This is a genomic window from Bradyrhizobium sp. KB893862 SZCCT0404, from assembly GCF_018130885.1.
Lineage (GTDB): Bacteria > Pseudomonadota > Alphaproteobacteria > Rhizobiales > Xanthobacteraceae > Bradyrhizobium > Bradyrhizobium stylosanthis.
The window spans coordinates 1,400,179-1,420,748 of sequence record NZ_JAFCLT010000001.1; the positions used below are offsets into that span (position 1 = coordinate 1,400,179).

Genomic DNA, 20,570 nt, shown 5'->3' on the forward strand with positions numbered 1-20,570 from the left:
CCGCGGTTTCGCGTCGATCGATGGAACCCTTTTAGGTCATCCGCGTTGTCTCGGCATGACTGAAGACCTTTCTTTTCGACGCAAACCCTTGACCCCCGAACAGCGCCAGGCGCGCGATGCGGCACGCCGCGTCGAGGCCGAAAAGGCCATGCGCGATCATGAAGAGGCGCAGAAGGCGTTTTACGCCAACAAGGAACGGCTGAAGGCCGAGCGCCTCGCGCGCGAAGCCGCGGCAGCCAAGGGCTGACCGAGCCGTTCGTACACTCCCGAGACCAATCCGAGATCAACCTTGCCGGTCGATGCCGCGTCTAGTGCCGGTGTCGGCCGGGAATGCGTGTTGGAATCAAGGCCAGCTTGAGGGCCTGCACCGCGCTCGCGAAGCCGCCGCGGGGCGTTTGCGCCTCGATCGCTTCGGCCGCGATGCGGCAATCGTCGGCGACCTTGAGCAGCCCGGATCGTGTCAGGTCCATGTTGGAGAGGGCAGCCTGCTCCAGGCAGAGGCGTTCAAGTCGTCGAAACTCGCGCAGCTCTCTGTTCATGTGTCAGCTCTTGATGTGTCCCCCGGGGCCATGCGGCGCTGAGTCTGCTTAACAAGCAGTAAACATCGAGATGTTGGCCGGTCTGGCTGGCGCGGGGCTGGTGCTGCCGCGGTCGGCCAGATGCAGGCTTGACGGACTTTGCCTTCCGGGACGAAGCTTCAAATGATCCTCAACTGACACGAAATACGGAGACGTTCGCTCCCAGCCAGTCCATCCCATCCGCGAAACGCAATGGAGCTGTCCATGACCACGTTCGACAAGCGCGAGCAGGGCTTCGAGGCCAAATTCGCCCACGACGAGGAGCTCATGTTCAAGGCCGCGGCCCGGTCCAACAAGCTGCTCGGGCTCTGGGCGGCCGGCCAGCTGGGCCTCACCGGGGATGAAGCGGCCAACTACGCGACGACGCTGGTGACCGACAATGTCGCGAATCAGACGATGGATGAAGTCCTGGACAAGGTGTCTGGTGATCTCGCCGGCAAGGGCATCGCCCGCGAGCAGGTCGCAGCCAAGCTCCAGGAATGTCTGCACGCGGCCCTGCAGCAGCTCGAGTCGAGCAAGTAGGCGCTCAAATCCCGCATCTCATTCGGCATGCCTGCGCATTCCGGACTCGCTGAGCTTGTCGACGAAGGCGATGCCGAGCGCGGAGACGATGAAAGTGATGTGGATCAGCACCTGCCACATCACGCCGGTCTCGGTGAAGCCGGCGCGGTTCGAGCCGAGATTGCCGGCCTCGATGAAGGTGCGCAGCAGCGCGATCGAGGAGATGCCGATGATGGCCATGGCGAGCTTGATCTTCAGGACGCTCGCATTGACGTGGCCGAGCCATTCCGGCTCGTCCGGATGGCCCTGGAGGTCGAGCCGCGAGACGAAGGTCTCGTAGCCGCCGACGATGACCATCACGAGCAGGTTCGAGATCATCACGACGTCGATCAGCGCCAGCACGCTCATCATGATCTGCTGCTCGGTGAGATCGATCGCGTGCCAGGAGAGGTGCCAGAGCTCCTTGAGAAACAGCACGATGTAGACGCATTGCGCCACGATCAGTCCGAGATAGAGCGGCAGTTGCAGCCATCGCGAGCCGAAGATGATCATCGGCAGCACGCCGAGGCGCGGCGAGGGCGAACGGGATCCGGTCCTTGGCTCAGGCTCAACCGACATTCAGGCAGCATCCTTGCGAGCGGAGACGATCTCGCTCTCATGTACCCCGGCAAGATGGCCGGTGGAAGACGCGAGGCATGCCTGGCTGGTTCGGATGGCCGCCTCTCTTGGCTGTTGTCCGGGGATCGTGCAGTTTCGTGCTAGCCTGGGATGCGGCCGTCGCGTGACGGCCCGGATGGGAGACGAGAGGTTGCAGAGTTGCTTCGGCAAAAGGCCCGGCGGTTTGGCGCTGGTTGCGGTGGTGATGCTTGGTGCCGGCATCGGCGAGGCATTGGCTACGCCGCTGACGCCGTTTCGCTACGAAGCGCAGGCGCAGCGGCATTGTCCGCATGACCAGGTGGTCTGGCTGGATTTCAGGAAGGGCATCTACTACGCGAAAGGCCAGAAGCGTTATGGCCAGGGCTTCGACGGCAGCTTCGTCTGCCGCAGCGAAGCCCGTGAGAGCTTCTATCGCCGGTCGCTGCTCGGACTGCGCTGAGTGCGTGACCGGCGCTCCGGGACACCGGTTATTTCTGGCCCGGCAGCTTCACCGGCACGTGCGGGGAGGTGCTGATGATGCGGGGGCTTCCGTCGGGATAGGTGCGGTCGCCACGGATCAGGGATTCCAGAACCAGAAAAAATTTCTCGGCAAGCATTTGCGTCACCTTCGTTGGTGAGGGCCTCTTGAAATGAGTCGAGGCGTCGAATGCAGAAATTCAATCAACTAAAGGAGAGCAGGGCAATCCAAAACGGATGGCATGCTGCATCGCGGTGTAGTTGTCGTTAGAAATGAGGAAACTCGTGGTCGTGCTCAGGCGAAGGCCAATGCCATGAGGCTCGAGCACAACAGCACCAGACCGCCTGCGGTCAATGCCAGGAAGCCATCGGATACGAGGTCATGGTTGCTGCGCATGGGACACCTATTGGGACACCTGCCGCTCTCGTCTTCGATGCTCGGTCGGATTGATTAAAACTGTCCGAACGTGCCGTCTTGAAAGAGGTGATGCTTGCCGCCCGCGCGAGTACCCTCAGGCCCTCGTACGGTAACCTTCAAACGCATGGGCCAGGAAGATCCCCGCGCTTACCAGACCCATCAGTGCCGAAACCGTCTCGATCATCGTTAAATTCCAAATCCCGCCCTTGCATCCGAGAGAACGCGGGCGGCCTTGCACAGTCAAAAGAATTCCAGTGAGAGGCGCGACAATGGGGGTGGAGTGAGGATTTAGCGCAACAGAATGTCCAGGAGTGGCACAAAGCAGGCGCCTTCACTCCGTAGATCGACGGGGAGAAACGAACGCGGCGTTTACCATCCCGGCGCGATGGCTGTGGGCTCCCCATTTCCGCCGTGTTCGGGTTGCGTTATCCTTACTGCATCTGACGCGGTGGTGGGCCGCCTCGGATTGGATGACCGGACGGCGCTCCCCGTAGCTAAAGCGGGTTAGGTACGCCTCCGGCGAAGTGGTATTTGGGGCACATGGGGATCCGACGGTCAGATTCGGTTTTGCGGGCCGCGCGCGGTGTCGCGGTGGTCGCAAGCTGCCTCGCGCTCGCCAATTGCGCCTCCTCGAACAAATTCGCCAGCCGGGTCGATCCGAAATACGGCGTGTCGTCGAGCCCCCGGGTTGTCGCCTTTGGCGAGCCGGTCCCGAAGGGCGGCGGCACCTACCGCGTCGGCAAACCCTATGTGGTGGCGGGCAAGACCTACGTGCCCGAAGAGGACGTCAACTACCGCGCCGAGGGCATGGCCTCCTGGTACGGCGACGATTTCCACGGCCGCCTGACCGCCAATGGTGAAGTGTTCGACATGGGCTCGCTGACCGCGGCGCATCCGACCCTGCCGATGCCGTCCTATGCGCGGGTCACCAACGTCTCGAACGGCAAGTCGCTGATCGTTCGCGTCAACGACCGCGGGCCCTATCATGGCAACCGGCTCATCGACGTCTCGAACAAGGCCGCCGAACTCCTTGAATTCAAAGGCAATGGCGTCGCCAAGGTCCGGGTCGAATATGTCGGCCGGGCGCCCCTCGAAGGCTCCGACGACCGCCAGCTGATGGCCACCTTGCGCACCGGGATCCCGGCGCCGTCGCCCTCGATGGTCCGGGTCGCCTCGGCCAGGCCCTTCGTGCCGGAGCTGCCGTCATCGAACCGTGGCGCCATCCGCGGCGAGGTTCCGATGCCGGAAGGGCGGCCCTACAATCTCGGCAATACGTCCGCCGACATGGCCTCGCTCAATGCGACCTCGGAGATGTCGGCCTCGAGCCGCAGCCGGGGCCGGGCGCTCCAGAACGCCCGGCAGGTGTCCTATGACGACGAGGGGCGCTATGCGACCGAGAGCGCGCCGTCGGCCGCCTACACTTCGGACGGCGCCGCCGAGGCCCGCAGCATCCTGAGCGGCCGCGGCCTCTACTAAGCCTCGCAAGTCAATCAGCGACGAAGCCCGTCGCTGAGATCCGGTGATCAGAACGGGATGCGCGCGCGTCCGCTGAAGGTCCAGATCTGCGTGTTGCCGCCAATTCCGCCGAGCTCGGCGCCGAAGCCGACGGTGGCCCCGCCCGCCAGCCTTGCACCGATGCCGCCGGTGACGCGCGCCGACCAGCCCTGGAGCAGCGGCGTCGAAGCGAGCGGGATGCCACCCGCAGCAACGATCGCGGCCGCGTCGTCCTGGGTGAAGTAGTAATCGGCGTAGACGCCGGCATAGGGCAGCAGCAGCACGCTATCGAGCCAGGGCACGGGGTAGGAGACCCTGTTGCCGGCCGAGGCGCGGCCGCTGGAGAAGGTGCGGGCGGCCTGCTGGGTGCCGAGCGAATCGACATAGGCGTTCTCACGCTCCCATAGCGCGTAGACCTTGGCCGATGGCTCGATATTGAAATTGGCCCAGCTGTAGCTGCCGGTGAAGCCGGTCGCGAACATCCAGCGATTGCCGTTGAAATTACCCTGCGCCGTGCCGGCGGTGCCGTCGTAGCCGATGCCAGAATAGGTCACCGCCGCGTCGTAGCGCAGCGTCGGGATGATCTTCCAGCCGACATAGGCACCGACGGTCCAGCCGTCGCCCCTGAGCTTTCCGTTGATGTCGGTCTGGGTGTAGCTGAAATTCTCGTAGCCACCGACGACACCGACCAGAACATTGGGAGCGGCCCGGTAGGTCAGGCCCGAAAGCAGGTTGACCTGCTGACCGTAGAGCGTGGCTTGCGTTGCGCCCTGACCGATGTTGCCGGACGAGCCCCAGCGGTCGATGCCGGTGCCGCGGACGTCGATCCAGAACAGCCAGTCCTTCTGCTCCTTGAACCGCGCATGCGGCGCCTTGGTCGGCGCCGCGCGGTCGATCGCGGCGAAGGCATCGTCGATCCGCGAGGACCCGCCGGCACGGCCGGTCCGGCCGGAGCGTCCGTCGCCGGCATAGGCATTGGAGCTCCGCTGATCGCTTGAACGGCCGGCCGGTGGTTCGTCGTCGCCATCGGGCGCGGCGGCGAAGTTGACCCGCATCCCGCCGCCGCCCGGGCTGATGTATTGTCCGCCATTGCTGAAGCCCTCGGAGATGGCGGTGTCGATGGCGCCGGAGATCGCCTGTCCCGAGCTTTGTGCGACGATCTTGGTGACGTTGAGCTGAAGCGCGCGCAGCCTGGCGCTGTCGGCGGGGATATCCACCGACTGGGTCAGGGCAGGAGAGGTCGAGGCATTGAACGCCGGCGAGACGTTGTAGGTCGCGGTGATCGTGTGATTGCCGACCGCGAGCGTGGTTGTCGCGAAAGTCGCAGTGCCCGCCGACAGTGCCGACGTTCCAATCGGCGCGCCGCCGTCGTTGAATGTGACCGTTCCGGTCGGCGTTCCGCCCAAGCTGCTCACCTTGGCGGTGAATGTGACGGACTGCCCGTAGCTGCTCGGATTCTGCGACGACGTCACCTCGGTCGTCGTCGTCGAGGACAGATAGGTAAAGCGGTCAGCGGCCGAGGTCGGCGACGTGCCGCCGACCGTGGTCACCGTGACGTCGACCGTGCCGGAGCCGGCCGGCGAGGTCGCCGTGATCGACGTCGCCGAGTTCACTGTGAAGCTTGCCGTATTGGCGCCGAACTTCACGGCGGTGGCGCCGGTAAAGCCGGTCCCGGTGATCACCACGGACGTGTTGCCCACCGCAGGGCCGGATGTCGGCGAGATCGAGGTCACCGACGGCGCCGGCGAGTAGCTGAATTGATCCGATGCTGACGTCGGGGAGGTCCCTCCGGGCGTCGTCACGGTGACATCGACGGTGCCGGCGCCGGCGCCGGGCGGCGAGGTCGCCGTGATCGAGGTCGCCGAATTGACGGTGAAGCCGGTGGCCGTGACGGTGCCGAACTTCACGGCGGTCGCGCCGGACAACGCGGTGCCGGTGATGGTGACCGACGTGCCGCCCGTGGTCGGGCCTGCATTCGGCGACACCGACGTCACTGTCGGCGTTGCGGCGTAGGTGAACTGATCCGCGGCAGAGGTGGCCGACGTTCCGCCTGGTGTCGTGACCGTCAGGTCAACTGTGCCCGCGCCAGCAGGGGAGGTCGCGGTGATCTGGGTCGCCGAATTGACTGCGAAGCCCGTGGCATTCACTGCTCCGAACTTGACGGCGGTCGCACCGGTGAAATTGGTGCCGGTGATCGTCACCGATGTGCCACCGGCCAGCGGGCCGCCGGTCGGCGAAATCGACGTCACCGTCGGTGTGCCGAAATAGGTGAACTGATCCGCCGCCGAGCTCGCCGAGGTGCCGCCGGTGGTCGTCACTTTGACGTCGACGACGCCGGTCCCGGCGGGCGAGGTCGCGGTGATCTGGGTTGCGGAATTGACGGTGAAGCCTGTCGCAGGCACCGCGCCGAAGGCCACTGCGGTTGCTCCGGTGAAATTGGTGCCGGTGATGACCACTGACGTGCCACCGGCCTGCGGGCCGAGCGTCGGCGAGATCGAGGTCACCGTCGGCGTCGCAACATAGGTGAACTGGTCAGCCGCAGAAGGTGCCGAGGTGCCCCCGGCTGTTGTCACCCTGATGTCGACAGTGCTGGCGCCGGACGGTGATGTCGCCGTGATCTGGGTAGCGGAATCGACATTGTAGCCCGTCGCAGCTATCGCACCGAATGTCACCGCGGTCGCGGCGGTGAAATTGGTGCCGGTGATCGTCACCGTGGTGCCGCCTGTAGCCGGACCCGTGGTCGGCGAAATCGAGGTGACCGTCGGTGCTGCAACATAGGTGAATTGATCGGCGCCCGAGATCGCCGACGTTCCGCCAGGTGTCGTGACGGTGATGTCGACAACGCCGGTGCCGGCCGGCGCGGTCGCGGTGATCTGGGTCGGCGTATTGACGGCGAATCCGGTTGCCGCCGTGGCGCCGAAAGTCACCGCCGAAGCACCCGACAGGTTGGTGCCGCTGATGACGACGCTTGTGCCGCCGGTTTGTGGACCTGAAGTCGGCGAGATCGACGTGACGGAAGGTACCGCGAAATAGGTGAACTGGTCCGCCGCGGAAGTCGCCGACGTGCCCCCTGGAGTCGTGACCCTGACGTCGACCGTGCCAGTGCCCGCGGGAGAGGTCACGGTGATCGTCGTCGCGTTGACGACCGAGAAGCCACCTGCCGTTGTCCCTCCAAAGTTGACGGCCGTGGCGCCGGTGAAATTGGTGCCGGTGATCGTCACCGACGTGCCGCCGGCCGTGGGCCCCGAGGTTGGCGAGATCGAGGTGACGGTGGGAGCGGCGATATAGGTGAACTGGTCTGCCGCCGAAACTGCTGACGTGCCTCCGATCGTCGTCACCCTGACGTCGACGGTGCCCGAGCCTGCCGGTGCGGTCGCCGTGATCTGGGTCCCGGAATCGACATTGAAGCCCGTCGCAGCTACGCCGCCAAAGGTCACAGCCGTCGCGCCCGAGAAGTTGGTGCCGGTGATGACCACCGACGTGCCGCCCGTCGCCGGCCCCGAGGTCGGCGAGATCGACGTGACAGTCGGCGCGGCGACATAGGTGAACTGGTCCGCGGCCGAAGTCGCCGACGTTGCGACCGACGTCGTCACCGTGACATCGACAATGCCGGCGGTGCCTGCCGGGGAGGTCGCCGTGATCTGCGTACTGGAATTGACGGTGACGCCGGTTGCATTGTTGGCGCCGAATTTCACGGCGCTGGCGCCGCTCAGATTGGTGCCCGTGATGATCACGGTCGTGCCGCCGGTTGTTGGACCTGATGTCGGCGATATCGAGGTCACGGTCGGCGGGTTGGGCAGATTGACCGTGATCGTGAACGAAGTGTCAGTGAGATGAACACCGGAGTTGCAAGGCGCACTCTGCGAGCAGCTGCTGGTGTACCAGAGGGTGATCGTATCGGTGCCGCTTCCGGAAATCGTGTTGATCTGGATGTCGTATTCATCTGTGTGCTGGTTGTTGACCCCGTTGTTGACGGGCACCAGGGTGTAAGTGGCATTTGCCGTCGTGTAGTTCAGGTTCGTGAGGGTCGTTCCCCCGGCGGTCATCGGATAGTGCTGGAAGGCATCGATGTTTGGATTGGTGCCGTTCGAGGAGCCGTAGAGACCCCACCTGACCGTATCGTTGCTCACGCAGAGCCCGACCGCGTTGCCGGCACCGGTCCCGGTGAAAGTGATCGTGCCGCCAGTGGGCGACGCGGACGAGAAATTGCACGCCGCGTTCGCTGCGGCCATCGCGCCGAGCATCAGGACGACCGCGATGCAGATGCGTTGAATCGTACGCCAGAGGGTCCGCAACGCGTGCCGCGACACGGCTCCGCTATTGCGTACGGAGATCGCCAATTCCCCGCTTATTCCTGGCACGGCCACCGCAATTGCGTGACTCACCGGCCCCCCTTCGCGGCACTCTTACGCGGAGCTCCGCCCTAAAATCCCTGATTGTGTAATTTTTCACTGATATCGTTGCGTGCATTTGGCTGAGATGCGGTGCACAACGCAAGCGTGTGAGCCTGAACACCGCGCTTCTAGCGCAACTTTTCAGCGAGCCGTTGCGCCGCGGCAACAAAAGCGTGATCAAGCATAAGTAAGTTATTTGACGGTGAGCGCATTTATGGTTGCGCTGGCGCTTGACTGTCGAGACGGTCTGTTGAACAATCTTGGCGGGTATATCGTTTATCGTGCATTTTATAATTTAATAGACTGTCGTCGTCGCATCATGAGCCGACGGGGCGCCTGTTCTTTTTCGGGGAGGGGTCATGCCGTACCAGCCTGTTCTCGGCCAGATCATGCCTTTTGCCAGCGCCATCGTTCCCAGAGGCTGGGCGCCCTGCAACGGCGCATTGGTGGCGATCCAGACCAATCAAGCGCTGTTCTCGCTGATCGGAACTTATTACGGCGGCAACGGCGTGACGACGTTCGCGCTTCCGGATCTTCGCGGCCGTGCCATCATGGGCTCGTCCGGCGGCGGTGGCCAATATCCCGTGGGCATGGTCAACGGATCGATATCGATCACCCTCACGGTGCCTCAGCTGCCCAGCCACAATCACATGATCCAGGCGGTCGCGACGCAGGGAAGCGGGCGTGGTGCGCCGGTTGCGGGCAACATCTTCGGCACGAACACGCTGCCGTCCGATAATCCGAAGAAGATATTCGGCCCGGCCGGGAGCGCCGATACGCCTTTGGCAACCGCCACCAATCTGGTGAACGAAGGCCAGGGGCAGCCTCACAACAACATGCAGCCCTATCTCGTCATCAGCTACCTGATCGCGATGCAGGGAATTTATCCGTCGCGAAACTAGGCGGCGCGCCGCGACATTTTCGCAGCCGTTGATATCGATTTCAAAGATCGGCGCATTGCCCGACCGGATCGGGGGCGCCCAGGCAGGGGATCAAGTGCAATGGCGGATCCGTTTATCGGCGAGATCAGGTTGTTTGGTTTTCCGCGGGTGCCGACCGGTTGGTTCGCCTGCAATGGTCAGGCGATGTCGATTTCGACGTATCAGGCGCTCTACACGGTGATCGGCACCACCTACGGCGGTGATGGCGTCAACACTTTCAATCTTCCCGACCTTCGCGGGCGCGTCGCGATCGGACAAGGGCAGGGGACGGGCTTTCCGATCTATGCGCTGGGCCAGGCCGCGGGCGAGGAAGATCATACGCTGGTCGAGGCCGAAATGCCGACCCATAGTCATGCGCTTGTATCCTCGACCGCGACGGGCGAAACGTCCGTACCCGGGCAGACCGTGCATCTCGCCACCGCCTCGACCAGCAATCTCTATGCGCCGGTTGCGAACGCCGAGCCCTACTCAACCATGGCTGCGTGCGTGACGCCGGCAGGCAACAGCGTCGGGCACAACAACATGATGCCTACCGTCGTAGCCAATTACTGCATCTGCAGCGACGGCATCTTCCCGTCGCCCGGCTAGCATCGCGCGTCGATCCGCATTCAGTCTCGAGGAGACACCATGTCAAGTCCGTATGTCGGGGAAATACAGGCCTTTACGTTTCCCTTTGCGACCGGCGGTTTCAACAATGCCTGGCTTCCATGCCTTGGCCAGATCGTTCCAATTCAGCAATACACCCCGCTATTTGCGCTGATCGGCACCAACTATGGCGGCAACGGCACGACCAATTTCGCTCTGCCCAACCTGAACGGTTCGGTCGTGATCAGCCAGGGCCAGGGTCAGGGGTTACAGGACCGCATCATCGGCGAGGTCGTCGGCAGTCCGACGGTCAACCTGATTTCGAGCGAGATGGCCATTCACACGCACGCCCTGCAGCTCGGGGCCGGCAACGCACAGAATGCCGCGCCGGCTCCCGGGACGGCGCAGAACATGGTCGCACTCGATCCGCAATTCAACGGCTTCATCGCGCCGCCCGGCAACCTCACTTTGGCCCCCAATGCCGTCACGCTGACCGGGCAAGGGCAGGCCCACGACAACATGCAGCCGACGCTGGCCATCGTCTGGTGCATCGCCTATGCGGGAATCTTCCCGTCCTTCGGCTGAACGCGCGGGCGCGGCGTGACGGCATGATCGACGGCATGTCGCTCGATATCGTCCCTGACGATCCGGCTCTGCGGCTGCGATCGGTGAGCCCGATCGACGCCTCGTTCATCCGCCATCTCTTCGAGCAGGTCAGGACGGCGCAATTCACCGCGACGGGCTTGTCGGGACCGATCGTCAGGCAGATCGTCGCGCAACAATTCCGCAGCCAGACGACAGCCTATGCCACGCAGTTTCCGGAGGCGATTTCGCTGATCGTCACGCGAGACGGGACCGCGATCGGCCGGCTGCTGCTTCACTGCGCGCGCGAGCATTGGCACATCATCGACATCGCGCTGCTGCCCGCCGATTGCGGTCTGGGTGCCGGCACGAAGATCGTCGAGGCGCTCGGCGCCGGCGCGCGGCAGCACGGCGTCTCGGCGCTGACGCTCGCGGTGCTCGCGGCCAATCAGGGCGCGCGCCGGTTTTATCAGCGACACGGATTTGCCGAGACCGGGGCGCTGGGCGCCGCGCACGTCGCGATGCGGAAGGACCTTGCGGCCTAGCGTGCCGAAGCCTCGCGCAGGAATTTCACCAGCGCGGCATTCACCTCCTCGGGCCGCTCCTGCTGCACCCAATGACCGGCGCCTTCGATGATGAGCTTCCGCGTCAGATTGGGCAGCACGCGCTCGAGCTCGTTGACGCGCTTGGCCCCGATCAGCCCGGTGATGACGGCATCCTTCGAGCCGGCAATGAAGAGGGAGGGCTGATGGATCTGCGCATCCTGCCAGGGCGCCGTGAGCTCCCAGTTGCGGTCGAGGTTGCGATACCAGTTCAGCCCGCCGCGGAAGCCCGATTTGCGGAAGGTCTCGGTGAAATAGGCGAGGTCGGTCTCGCTGAGCCAGGCGGGCAGCGGCTCCTCGGTGCTCGCGTGGCCGAGAAAGCCCTTGCCCTCCTGCACGAACATGGCGGCGCTGGGATCGGCGAGGCCGCGACCGCCGAGCACGATGCGCATGGTGCGGGCGACGTCGCGCTCGAGCTCGGCCTCGGCGACGCCGGGCGCCTGGAAATACTGCCAGTAGAAATTGGTGACCCCGCCCTGGCGCAGCAGGTCGAGCGGCTTGCCGCGGCCGCGGAACGGCGGCGGCACGCTCAAGCCTGCCACCGCGCTGAAGATGTCGGGCCGGAACAGCGCCGCATGCCAGGCCACCGGCGCACCCCAGTCGTGGCCAACCACCATCGCCCTGGTCTCGCCCAGTGCCTGCACCAGGCCGACGACGTCGCCGACGGTGTCGAAGATGGAGTAGGCGCTCACGTCCGCCGGTGCCGCGCTCGCGCCATAGCCGCGCATGTCGGGGGCGACGACGTGAAACCCGGCCTCGGCCAAGGCCGGGATCTGGTGGCGCCAGGAATAGGACAGTTCCGGCCAGCCATGGCAGAGCACGACGAGGGGACCCTGGCCGGCTTCGCGGATGAACAGCTCGATCCCGTTCGCCTTGATCACACGGGTGGACGACATCGCTTTTCCGCCTTTTTTCAGGGGTTTGGTCGCTAAAGATGAGGCGTCACGATAGGGGCGCCGCGAGAATCATGCAAACTCGGAGGCCGGCGCCAACCTCGTATTGTTCGGCCCGGTTCCAACTGTTAGAACGCCGCTCTCAGGGCTTGGCCATGGCATTTCGTCTTTTTCCGCTCCGTCACACCGGGTCCACCGCCGGAGTGCTGGCGCGCGGGCTGATCGCTGCGGTCCTGGTGGCGGGCATCGGCTGGGGCGGGGCGCTCTATGCGGCCAACCAGAGTGTCCAGGGTGCCAAGAAGACGGAAGAGGTCGGCTTCGACGGCGATGCGCCCACCGCGATCCTGATCGAGGCCTCCAGCGGCAGCGTGCTGTTCGAGAAGAACGCCGACGAGCTGCGCGCGCCCTCCAGCATGATGAAGCTGATGACGGCCGAGGTGGTCTTCAACGCCATCAAGAAGGGCGACATCAAGCTCACCGACGAGTACCGGATCAGCGAGAACGCCTGGCGCAAGGGCGGCGCGCCCTCGGGCGGCTCGACCATGTTCGCCGCCATCAACAGCAAGGTCTCGGTCGACGATCTCCTGCATGGCGCGATCATCCAGAGCGGCAATGATGCCTGCATCGCGCTCGCCGAAGCCATGGCGGGCAACGAGCGCATCTTCGCCGCCGACTTCATGACCAAGCGGGCCCGCGAGCTCGGCATGCCGAAGTCGACCTTCGGCAATTCCAACGGTCTGCCTGACCCCGCCAACAAGATGACGGTGCGCGAGCTCGGCGTCCTCGCCAGGCACATCATCCTGGACTTTCCGGAGTTCTACAAACTGTTCGGCGAGAAGGAGTACACCTGGAACAAGATCCGCCAGCCCAACCGCAATCCGCTGCTCAATTCGATGGAGGGCGCTGACGGCCTCAAGACCGGCTACACCAAGGAAGGCGGCTACGGCATGGTCGGCTCGGCGGTGCAGAACGGCACGCGGTTGATCGTCGTCGTCAACGGGCTGGAAGATCCCGAGGATCGCGCCACCGAAGCCAAGAAGATGCTGGAATGGGGCTTTCGCAACTTCGAGACCCGCACGCTGATCGCCGCCGACCAGCCGGTCGGCTACGCAAAAGTGTTTGGCGGCGAGAGCCGCTCGGTCAAGCTGGTCGCCAAGACGCCCGTGAAGGTGATGGTGCACAAGAACGGCAGCGACAAGCTGATCGCCCGCGTGGTCTATAAGGGCCCGGTGCGGGCACCGGTCGAGGCCGGCCAGCAGGTCGGCGTGGTCAAGGTCTGGCGCAGCGGCAACATCGCGGTGGAGACGCCGGTCTATGCGGCCGAGGCGATCGGGACGGGCTCGACGATGCGCCGCGCGATCGATGGTGCCAGCGAGCTCGTGATCGGCATGTTCCGCGCGGGCGCCGAGAAGCTCTGACCATGAGTGACAACGCGGCAAAGCGACCGTCCGGACGCGGACGTTTCATCACCTTTGAGGGCGGCGAGGGGACCGGCAAGTCCACCCAGATCAAGAAGCTTGCCGACCGCCTCAAGGCGGCGAGGATGCGCATCCTCGTCACGCGCGAGCCGGGCGGGTCGCCGGGCGCCGAGATCATGCGCCATCTGGTGCTGTCGGGGATGGGCAAGCTGCTCGGTCCCGAGGCGGAGACGCTGCTGTTTGCCGCGGCGCGCGACGACCATGTCCGCACCGTGATCCAGCCCGCGCTCAACCAGGGTGCCTGGGTGCTGTGCGATCGCTTTGCCGATTCCACGCGGGCCTATCAGGGCAGCCTCGGTCGCGTCCCCCTCGGGCTGATCAACGCGATGCAGCGGGTCACGATCGGCGATCTCAAGCCGGACCTCACCATCATCCTCGACCTCCCGGTCGAGATTGGCCTGCAGCGCGCGGCCGTTCGCCGCGGCACCGGCACGCCCGACCGGTTCGAGGGTGAGCAGCTCAGCTTCCATCAGGGCCTGCGCGAGGCCTATCGCAAGATCGCGGCGGAAGAGCCGGCGCGCTGCGTGCTGATCGATGCCAATTTCGATCCCGATACGGTCGCGGACCGCGTCTGGACGGCGCTGCGCGAGCGTCTGCTTCCCACGACCGCCTCGGTGATCTCCGCATGAGCCCGCGTCAGGTCGAGCGTGAGAGCGCCATTCCGCATCCGCGCGAAACGAGCCTCCTGTTTGGTCATCGCGAGGCCGAGACGGCGCTGCTGACGGCCTATCGCAGCGGGCGGATTCCGCACGCCTGGCTGATCGGCGGGCCGCAAGGCATCGGCAAGGCGACGCTGGCCTACCGCATGGCGCGCTTCGTGCTGGCGCACGGCCAGCCGCTTGCGCCGGCCGTGCAGAGCGCCGACAGCCTCGCGATCGATCCCGACGACGCCGTTGCGCGGCAGATCGCCGCCGGCTCGCATGGCGGCCTGCTGACGCTGGAGCGCACCGCCAACGACCGCGGGGTGATGCGCACGGTGATCACGGTCGACGAGACCCGCGAGACGATAGGCTTCTTCGGCTCGACTGCCGCTGCGGAAGGCTGGCGTGTCTGCATCGTCGACACCGTCGACGAGCTCAATCCCAACGCGGCGAACGCGCTGCTGAAAATCCTCGAGGAACCGCCGCAGCAATCGCTGTTCCTGCTGGTGAGCCATGCCCCCGCACGCGTGCTCGCCACGATCCAGTCCCGTTGCCGCAAGCTGCGCCTGCGCTCGCTTTCAACCGATGACGTGATCGGCGCGGCCGCTGCGGCTGCGGACCTTGCACCGACCGATCTGGCGCTGCGCGAGGCGGCCGAGGCCTCCGAGGGCAGCGTTGCGCGGGCCCTGACGCTGCTCGGCGGCGATGCGCTGAAGCTCCAGCAACGCACGGCGGCGATGCTCGCGCGACTGCCGGAGGTCGATCCGCGCGAGTTGCACACGCTCGGCGATTCGCTTCCCACCAACGATCGCGTCGCGCTTGCGGCCTTCATCGACGGGATCGATCGCTGGATCGCCGATCGCCTGCACGCGGACGAGGCCAACGCCAACCAGAACCTGCCGCGCCTTGCGCGCCTTGGCGAGGTATGGGAAAAGATCGTCCGCGCCGCGCGCGACACCGAAACCTACAATCTGGAGCGAAAGCCCTTGGTTTTCTCGGTGTTCGGCTGGCTGGCGGACGCAACGCGCTAGAAGCATGATCCGGAAAAGTGCGCAGCGGTTTTCCGAGACGATCATGCGCAAAACAATGACCTAACTCAGGTTCGTTTCCAAATTTCGAGAAGCCGGTAAAAGGAATTCGTCGTGGCAACGCGAGCTAAGAAAACCGTCAAAGCCAAGGGCAGCAAGAAAGCTGCAAAGAAAGCCACGAAAAAGGCTGTGAAGGCGCGCGCCGGCAAGGCCGTCAAGAAGGTCAAGAAGACCAAAAAAGCGGCCGCCAAGAAGGGCGCGAAGAAGAGCGTCGCGAAGACGGCAAAGAAGGCCGGCAACAAAGCTGCAAAGAAGCAGGCCGTCGCCAAGAAGACCGTGAAGAAGGCGGCCAAAAAGCCAGCCAAGAGTCCGGCTACGAGCAAGGCTCCGGCGAAGAAAGTGGCCAAGAATGCGAGGGTGAGTGCGCCTGCCGTTGCCGTTGCGCCGGCCCCTGTTGCTTCGCCTCCGAAGGTCGTGAAGCCCAAGGTGTCGAAGCCCAAGATCTTGAAATCCGAGATCGCAAAGCCCGAGATCGCAAAACGCGTGGCGCCGCCTGCGCCGAAGCCCGTTGCAGATCCGCAAGCCGCAGCACCAATTGCAGCGCCCGCGCGCGACAACGTCTTCTACATCACGACCGCGATTGCCTATCCCAACGGCGTTCCGCATATCGGTCACGCCTATGAGGCGATCGCGACCGACGTGCTGGCGCGCTTTGCGCGGCTCGACGGCAAGGACGTGTTCTTCCTGACCGGCACCGACGAGCACGGTCAGAAGATGGTTCAGACGGCCGCCGCTGAAAACATGCCGGTCTCCGCACTCGCCGCCCGCAACGCCGGCCGCTTCAAGGAGATGGACGAGCGTCTGAACGTGTCGTTCGACCGCTTCATCCGCACCACCGAGGAGCAGCATCATCGCTCTAGCCAGGAGATCTGGCGGCGCATGGAAGCGAACGGGGACATCTACGCCGACACCTATGCCGGCTGGTACTCGGTTCGCGACGAAGCTTATTACGCCGAGGACGAGACACGCCTGAACGACGACGGCGTGCGCCTCGGGCCGCAGGGTACGCCGGTCGATTGGGTCGAGGAGAAGAGCTATTTCTTCCGCCTGTCCGCCTATCAGGACAAGCTGCTCAAGCTGTACACGGACAACCCCGATTTCATCGGCCCGGACTCGCGCCGCAACGAGGTGGTGAGCTTCGTCAGGGGCGGCCTGCGCGATCTCTCGATCTCGCGCACCACGTTCGACTGGGGCGTCAAGGTGCCCGGCGACGAAGAGCACGTGATGTATGTCTGGGTCGACGCGCTGACCAACTACATCACCGGCGTCGGCTTCCCCGACGAGAGCGACAAGAACTGGCGCTACTGGCCGGCCGACGTGCACATCATCGGCAAGGACATCATCCGCTTCCACGCGGTGTACTGGCCCGCATTCCTGATGTCGGCCGGCATCCCCGTGCAGAAGCGCGTCTATGCGCATGGCTTCCTGTTCAACAGGGGCGAGAAGATGTCGAAGTCGGTCGGCAACGTCGTCGATCCCTTCAACCTCGCCGACCAGTATGGCGTCGACCAGATGCGCTATTTCTTCCTGCGCGAGGTGCCGTTTGGGCAGGACGGCAACTACAACCACGAGGCCATCGTCGCGCGCATCAATGCCGATCTCGCCAACGATCTCGGCAATCTTGCGCAGCGTTCGCTGTCGATGATCGCAAAGCAGCTCAGTGGCGTGCTGCCGGAGCCGGGCGAGTTCAGCGACAACGACAAGGCGATCCTGGCGATGGCCGACGGCATGATCGCCGCGAGCCGCGAGGCCATGGCGACACAGCAGATCCATCACTGGCTCAATGCCGTGTGGGCCGTGGTCGCGGAGGCCAACCGCTATTTCGCGGGCGAAGCGCCGTGGGCGCTCGCCAAGACCGATCCTGCCAGGCAGAAGACGGTGCTCTACGTCACCGCCGAAGTCGTGCGCCAGATCGCGATCCTGGCCCAGCCGGCGATGCCGACCGCTTCGAACCTACTGCTCGACTGCCTCGGCATTCCCGCAGGCGAGCGCAGTTTTGCGATGCTCGGCGGTGACAGGCGGATCGCACCAGGCTCGACGCTGCCGGCGCCGACGCCGGCGTTCCCGCGCTACATCGAACCGGCGGCGTAGGCGGACGTCACGATGCTGGTCGACAGTCACTGTCATCTGGATTTTCCGGACTTTGCGGAAGATCTCGACGGGATCGTGTCGCGCGCCCGTGCGGCCGGTCTCGTGCGCATGGTCACGATCTCGACGCGGGTGAAGAAGCTCGATCAGCTTCTCGCGATCGCCGAACGCTTCGACGACGTCTATTGCTCGGTCGGCACGCATCCGCACAATGCGGATGAGGAGGACGGCATCACACCTGACGAGCTGATCGCGGCGACGCAGCACCCCAAGGTGGTCGCGCTTGGCGAGGCCGGGCTCGACTACTTCTACGACGACGGCTCGCCTGAGGCGCAGGCGAGGGGATTCCGCGCCCACATCGCAGCCGCGCGCGCCACCGGCCTTCCGCTCGTGATCCACACCCGCGAGGCCGACGAGGACTGTGCCCGTATCCTGGAAGAGGAGACGGCCAAGGGATCGTTTAACGCCGTGCTGCATTGTTACACCGGCGGCCGAGAGCTGGCGCTCAAGGCGGTGTCCCTCGGGCTCTATATCGGATTTACTGGCATCCTGACCTTCAAGAAGTCGGAGGCCTTGCGCGCGCTTGCGGCCGAACTGCCGTCCGATCGTATTCTGGTTGAAACCGACTCGCCCTATCTTGCGCCGGGCAAGTTCCGGGGCAAGCGCAACGAGCCGGCCTATGTGGTCGAGGTGGCGAAAGTGCTCGCCGAGACGCGCGACGTGTCCTTCGACGAGATCTCGCGTCAGACAAGCGAAAACTTCTTCCGCCTGTTCTCCAAGGTGAAAGCATAGAACTGGGAGCCGCATGACTCTGACGCTGACGATCCTGGGCTGCGGCTCCTCCGCCGGCGTGCCGCGCCCGGCACTCGGCTGGGGCGCCTGCGATCCGAACAATCCGAAGAACCGCCGCCGGCGCTGTTCATTGCTGGTCGAACGGACCTCCGAGCACGGCACCACGCGGATCGTGATCGACACCTCGCCGGACCTGCGCGAGCAGTTGCTCTCGACCAATGTCGACCACATCGACGCGGTGTTCCTGACGCACGAACATGCCGACCAGACCCACGGCATGGACGATCTGCGCTCGGTCGTGATGCACATGCGCCGCCGTATCCCGACCTATTTCAACCAGTCGACCGCCAAGGACATTCTGTCGCGCTTCTCCTATTGCTTCATTTCGCCTGAGGGCAGCGACTATCCGCCGATCCTGACGCGGCATTCGATCGAGGCGGGCGGGAGCCAGACCATTCTGGGGAAGGGCGGCGCCGTGACGATGACGGCCTTCCTGGTCCAGCACGGCACCATCCCCGCGCTCGGCTATCGCATCGGCGACGCCGCCTACACGCCCGACCTCAACGACATCCCGCGCGAGAGCTGGGGCGCGCTCGAAAATCTCGATCTCTGGATCGTCGACGGCCTGCGCTACACCCAGCATGTCAGCCATTTCAGCATCAACGACGCGCTGTCCTGGATCGAGCGCTTCAAGCCGAAGCGCGCCGTCATCACCAACATGACGGCCGACGTCGACTACGAGGTCATCAGGCAGTCGCTGCCATCAGGCGTGGTGCCGGCCTATGACGGCTTGCGGCTGGAGACGCGCTGAGCGCCGTCTACCAGGCGTAGCGTAGCACGGCCTTGCCGGTGTAGGAGCGCAGCAGGCTCGACACTTCGCTGTCGAAGTTCGCCGCAGCGGACCAGCCGTTCGCAGCGCGCAGCTCGAGTGCGAGGCCCGTCAGCATGGCGTTCGGCGCCAGGGACGTAGCCGCGGCGGTCGATCCCGGACCGGGCTGCAATTGGAACGCCGCCGGGATCGCTTGCCCCGCGTTGAAGCCATGCGCCCAAGCGAGCCGGCCGCGTAGGTTCACTTCGCTTCCCGCCAGGGCAAGAGACGTGCTCGTGCGGAGGCCGAGCTCGGTGCGGCTGTCGGTGAAACTGTCGCTGCCGGACGGGCCCGAAAACGCATTGCCTGCGCCCGGCGGCGGCTGCGTCGCACTGGTCGAGGAGGGCAGGCGGAAGCTGGTGATCTGTGCCGCTGCGTAGGGTGTGATGCCAAGCCAGAGTGTGGCAAGACGATAGCCGCCTTCGATGCGGCCGGAATAGGCGTTGGCGTTGATCGCCGTGGCGAGCTGGCCGGAGCCGGCTGGCGTCACCGGATGATCATTGCTGATGGCTTGCCAGCCATAGGCGAGGCCGGTGGCAACATAGGTCGGTCCGACGCTGTGCCGGACGAAGGCGCCGGCCTGGAACAGATCGGAGCGGCCGCTGGAAAAATTGTTGGCGAAGCCAGTGCCGCCACCGGCCAGTGCAAAGCCCATCCGGGTCTGCGGCGAGAGCGAGTAATCGGCTCCGGCCACGGTGCCGAAACTGCGGCTGGCGGAGCCGGTGCTGCCGGTCGACATCTGCGAGCCGCCGAAGGCCGCCGCCCAGACGTTCCATTGCGGGGCTGCGAGCGAGGGCCTGCCGTAGATCGCCCCGTAGGCGTCGCGGCCGATGCCGCCATGGGTCGGATCGTTGCCGATATCGGCGTAGGCCGCCAGCTCAGCGTCCAGTTCGGACCGGCCTGGGCCGCGGCCATCGACGGCGGGATCGAGCAGGGTCTGCGTGAACTGGGACATCGCCAGGAACGTGGCCTGCGCCGTCTCGCGCTGCGGGCTCTGGTCGGAGCCGCTACCGAAGCCCTGTCGCATGCCGAACCGCGCCGTGCCGGCAAGTCCGGGCGGCTCGGCGTTCCAGCCATAGTTCGGCGGCATGCCGCCGGCGCCACCATTGCCGCCGCCGAACGGCGCTCCGCCAAAACCGGAGGCTTGCGGTCCGCCGTACATCGGACCACTCATCGCGCCGCCGAAATTATTGAAGCCGTTGCCGGGCGGGTTCGGACCCGGCGCGCCGAAATTCTCGGAGCCTCCGAACGCGCCGAATTCGCGCATGACCTGCGCGTCGGCCGCGCGCGGCAGCAGCAACACGGCCGTCAATAGCAGCAGCGTCAGACGCACACGCACGTCTGCGCTCACGACACAAACCGCATGAAGCGCCCCAACCGCGCCGGATGCCAGCCGCGCAGCCCGCGCGGCGAATCAAGTGGAAACAGCGAATCCGACGGAGTTGAATCGTAAATGCGTCTCTAATGTTTTCCAATCTTTTCCTGGCATGTCGCGATGTCGTCGAACCCGCGCA

20 protein-coding genes are annotated in these 20,570 nt (G+C 64.9%); 14 read left to right on the forward strand and 6 right to left on the reverse strand.

Features of this window, described 5'->3' with window-relative positions; translation table 11 throughout:
* Positions 1-55 precede the first annotated feature (55 nt).
* Positions 56-247 (forward strand): hypothetical protein, encoded by a 192-nt coding sequence (locus JQ617_RS07045; protein WP_063683483.1) that lies wholly within the window; start codon positions 56-58, stop codon positions 245-247.
* A gap of 61 nt (positions 248-308) precedes the next feature.
* Here the strand turns inward: JQ617_RS07045 and JQ617_RS07050 are convergent, their stop codons facing one another.
* A complete protein-coding gene (locus JQ617_RS07050) occupies positions 309-539 on the reverse strand; it encodes a hypothetical protein (protein WP_212025435.1) in 231 nt (76 codons plus the stop codon).
* A 243-nt stretch (positions 540-782) separates the two neighbouring features.
* Between JQ617_RS07050 and JQ617_RS07055 the strand changes: the two genes are divergently transcribed.
* Positions 783-1,100 (forward strand): DUF1476 domain-containing protein, encoded by a 318-nt coding sequence (locus JQ617_RS07055; RefSeq protein ID WP_212025437.1) that lies wholly within the window; start codon positions 783-785, stop codon positions 1,098-1,100.
* Between the two features lie 18 nt (positions 1,101-1,118).
* On the opposite strand, the gene JQ617_RS07060 is transcribed toward JQ617_RS07055, so the two are convergent.
* Complete coding sequence (locus tag JQ617_RS07060) at positions 1,119-1,697, reverse strand: TIGR00645 family protein (protein WP_212025439.1); 579 nt, start codon at positions 1,695-1,697, stop codon at positions 1,119-1,121.
* 244 nt (positions 1,698-1,941) lie between these two features.
* On the opposite strand from JQ617_RS07060, the gene JQ617_RS07065 reads away from it, so the two are divergent.
* The gene (locus JQ617_RS07065) at positions 1,942-2,175 is read left to right on the forward strand and encodes a hypothetical protein (RefSeq protein ID WP_502754871.1); all 234 of its coding nucleotides are present in this window, start codon (positions 1,942-1,944) and stop codon (positions 2,173-2,175) included.
* A 28-nt stretch (positions 2,176-2,203) separates the two neighbouring features.
* Here JQ617_RS07065 and JQ617_RS40185 read toward each other — a convergent pair whose 3' ends face one another.
* Positions 2,204-2,332, reverse strand: coding sequence for a hypothetical protein (locus JQ617_RS40185; RefSeq protein ID WP_283806131.1), 129 nt, complete (start codon positions 2,330-2,332; stop codon positions 2,204-2,206).
* A gap of 818 nt (positions 2,333-3,150) precedes the next feature.
* Here JQ617_RS40185 and JQ617_RS07070 point away from each other — a divergent pair.
* On the forward strand, positions 3,151-4,086 hold the full coding sequence (locus tag JQ617_RS07070) for a septal ring lytic transglycosylase RlpA family protein (protein WP_082884843.1): 936 nt from the start codon (positions 3,151-3,153) through the stop codon (positions 4,084-4,086).
* 47 nt (positions 4,087-4,133) lie between these two features.
* On the opposite strand, the gene JQ617_RS07075 is transcribed toward JQ617_RS07070, so the two are convergent.
* Complete coding sequence (locus JQ617_RS07075; RefSeq protein WP_249156680.1) at positions 4,134-8,399, reverse strand: IPT/TIG domain-containing protein; 4,266 nt, start codon at positions 8,397-8,399, stop codon at positions 4,134-4,136.
* A gap of 458 nt (positions 8,400-8,857) precedes the next feature.
* Between JQ617_RS07075 and JQ617_RS07080 the strand changes: the two genes are divergently transcribed.
* The 4 genes from JQ617_RS07080 (at position 8,858) to JQ617_RS07095 (ending at position 11,151) form a co-directional block, all read left to right on the forward strand.
* The gene (locus JQ617_RS07080; RefSeq protein WP_212025441.1) at positions 8,858-9,400 is read left to right on the forward strand and encodes a phage tail protein; all 543 of its coding nucleotides are present in this window, start codon (positions 8,858-8,860) and stop codon (positions 9,398-9,400) included.
* 99 nt (positions 9,401-9,499) lie between these two features.
* Positions 9,500-10,027, forward strand: coding sequence for a phage tail protein (locus tag JQ617_RS07085; RefSeq protein ID WP_212025443.1), 528 nt, complete (start codon positions 9,500-9,502; stop codon positions 10,025-10,027).
* Between the two features lie 39 nt (positions 10,028-10,066).
* Positions 10,067-10,609: a phage tail protein gene (locus tag JQ617_RS07090; RefSeq protein ID WP_212025445.1), complete on the forward strand. Its 543-nt coding sequence runs from the start codon at positions 10,067-10,069 to the stop codon at positions 10,607-10,609.
* Positions 10,610-10,632: 23 nt separating this feature from the next.
* Positions 10,633-11,151, forward strand: a complete 519-nt coding sequence (locus JQ617_RS07095; RefSeq protein ID WP_212025447.1) for a GNAT family N-acetyltransferase — start codon at positions 10,633-10,635, stop codon at positions 11,149-11,151.
* Here JQ617_RS07095 and JQ617_RS07100 read toward each other — a convergent pair.
* Positions 11,148-12,104 carry an alpha/beta fold hydrolase gene (locus JQ617_RS07100; RefSeq protein ID WP_212025449.1) on the reverse strand — a complete coding sequence of 319 codons (957 nt, stop codon included), beginning with the start codon at positions 12,102-12,104 and terminating at the stop codon, positions 11,148-11,150. The genes JQ617_RS07095 and JQ617_RS07100 overlap by 4 nt on opposite strands.
* A 152-nt stretch (positions 12,105-12,256) precedes the next feature.
* Here JQ617_RS07100 and JQ617_RS07105 point away from each other — a divergent pair, with 152 nt between their 5' ends.
* From JQ617_RS07105 to JQ617_RS07130, 6 genes are all read left to right on the forward strand, one after another.
* Positions 12,257-13,519: a D-alanyl-D-alanine carboxypeptidase family protein gene (locus tag JQ617_RS07105; RefSeq protein ID WP_212025451.1), complete on the forward strand. Its 1,263-nt coding sequence runs from the start codon at positions 12,257-12,259 to the stop codon at positions 13,517-13,519.
* Positions 13,520-13,521: 2 nt separating this feature from the next.
* A complete protein-coding gene (gene tmk / locus JQ617_RS07110) occupies positions 13,522-14,208 on the forward strand; it encodes a dTMP kinase (RefSeq protein ID WP_212025452.1) in 687 nt (228 codons plus the stop codon).
* Positions 14,205-15,251 carry a DNA polymerase III subunit delta' gene (locus JQ617_RS07115; RefSeq protein ID WP_212025454.1) on the forward strand — a complete coding sequence of 349 codons (1,047 nt, stop codon included), beginning with the start codon at positions 14,205-14,207 and terminating at the stop codon, positions 15,249-15,251. The genes tmk and JQ617_RS07115 overlap by 4 nt, the downstream gene beginning before the upstream one ends.
* A gap of 111 nt (positions 15,252-15,362) precedes the next feature.
* Positions 15,363-17,399: a methionine--tRNA ligase gene (gene metG / locus JQ617_RS07120; protein ID WP_212025456.1), complete on the forward strand. Its 2,037-nt coding sequence runs from the start codon at positions 15,363-15,365 to the stop codon at positions 17,397-17,399.
* 12 nt (positions 17,400-17,411) lie between these two features.
* Positions 17,412-18,188, forward strand: coding sequence for a TatD family hydrolase (locus JQ617_RS07125; RefSeq protein ID WP_212025458.1), 777 nt, complete (start codon positions 17,412-17,414; stop codon positions 18,186-18,188).
* A 13-nt stretch (positions 18,189-18,201) separates the two neighbouring features.
* Positions 18,202-18,999 (forward strand): MBL fold metallo-hydrolase, encoded by a 798-nt coding sequence (locus JQ617_RS07130; protein WP_212025460.1) that lies wholly within the window; start codon positions 18,202-18,204, stop codon positions 18,997-18,999.
* Positions 19,000-19,006: 7 nt separating this feature from the next.
* On the opposite strand, the gene JQ617_RS39905 is transcribed toward JQ617_RS07130, so the two are convergent.
* Complete coding sequence (locus tag JQ617_RS39905; RefSeq protein WP_212025462.1) at positions 19,007-20,395, reverse strand: autotransporter outer membrane beta-barrel domain-containing protein; 1,389 nt, start codon at positions 20,393-20,395, stop codon at positions 19,007-19,009.
* Between the last annotated feature and the right edge of the window lie 175 nt (positions 20,396-20,570).